Annotated in this window: 1 protein-coding gene; it reads left to right on the plus strand. The window is 54.3% G+C overall.

Annotation, left to right across the window (positions count from 1 at the left end; translation table 11 throughout):
- Positions 1 to 572 precede the first annotated feature (572 nt).
- Complete coding sequence (locus ACR0IR_RS18785) at positions 573 to 1,502, plus strand: methionyl-tRNA formyltransferase (RefSeq protein WP_480779161.1); 930 nt, start codon at positions 573 to 575, stop codon at positions 1,500 to 1,502.
- The last annotated feature ends 70 nt before the right edge of the window (positions 1,503 to 1,572 follow it).

Raw genomic sequence — 1,572 nt, forward strand, 5'->3', positions numbered from 1 at the left:
CAACAACTAAAGGAGCTCAGCACTCACCATCCCGGGTGGTTTGTACAATCAAACCCAAAATACCCCGATACTCGCCCGCAGATTGTCCCGTGCTTTTGGGAATTAGAGCGACACAGGCAAAGCCTAGATGTCTCTCGACTAAAAAACAGATCAAACGCGTCACCACCCAGAGACTGGATTTAGACCTCACGCTTCAAGACCAACTTTGCCTCTGTCATTGTTGCCTTTCATGCCTTAGTTGGTGTCAGCGGACAGCAGTTTACAGAGGTTCCGTTACATGGCAGGTTAACCCGAATAAATTCATACAGTTAAATCGAAAAGGCGACGTTTTGGTTGCTGGCAGTGCTTTTTGTAACTTGCGAACGCGGGCAAGAGCTTCCAGGTGTATGGAGTGTTTACTTCGATGCGCGAGGCGAACGGGTACCGCCTCGAAAGTTTGGCGTCAGAGGTGATCGCGAGGATCAATAAAGCGGTGCGCTGACGACTTCCCATTTTATCATCGGACTGAGTGCCTGCTCGGTCGCGGTTTGGTTATTCCCGGCACCACGTCAGAACATCAGGAGGCCATCACTTTGAAAACAGTCTTTATCGGTGCGGTTGAGGGTTCGGCAAAGGCGCTGAATGCACTATGTGCGGAGGGCCATGCGCCAGATTTGGTCATTACACTCCCGCTCGACTCGTCGCATCGGCATTCCGATTTTTTTGACCTGGAGCCTATCTGCTCCGAGTATGAGGTGCCCCTGCATCGAACGCCAAAGTCCGAAGCACCTGAAACTCTGGCCCTCATCTCTAGCATCGATCCTGACCTCGTGCTTGTGATCGGGTGGTCGCAACTCTGCAGCCCAGCCCTTCTGGGTATTCCACGTATAGGCTGCCTAGGCTTCCATCCTTCGGCTCTACCCCGTCTTCGCGGGCGTGGCGTAATTCCATGGACGATCCTTTTGGGCGAGAGAGAAACGGGTGCGACATTGTTCTGGCTGGGCGACGGTGCAGATACCGGGCCAATTGCAGATCAACGCCTGATCAAAATTGATCCAAACCAAGAAACGGCTGCAAGTCTGTATGCAAAACAGATAAGCGCACTGGCCGAGATGTTGCCGCCGTTGGTTACGCGAATTGCTGAAGGCGAGATTCCTTCAGAACCCCAGGACGAAAGCAAAGCCAGTGTCTGCGCACGGCGGCGCCCTGAGGATGGGTATATCGACTGGTCAAAACCCGCAGCGGAGATAGAGCGATTGATCCGCGCTGCTGGCCCGCCTTATCCAGGAGCTTTTACTTACACCGCGGACGGAACACGTCTGACCCTGAACTTGGCTGCTCCGCACCCACAAGACGGTTATTTCATTGGGCTGCCAGGGCAGGTCCAAGCTGTCAACGGGCCCAGGTTCACTGTTGCATGTGGGGATTTCCGCTGCATCGATATCACCGACTGGGTGGGTGCAGATGCGCCGCCTAAGCTGCATACTATTCTCGGAGGACAGAAGCAAAAAGCTTCGACATAGCCAACTGCTTGCAATGGCTGGTCGCAATCCCACCCGGCTGAAGTCTTCTTGGGGCCGGAGCACCGTGGCA

The sequence above is a fragment of the Ruegeria sp. CF2 genome, assembly GCF_056537385.1.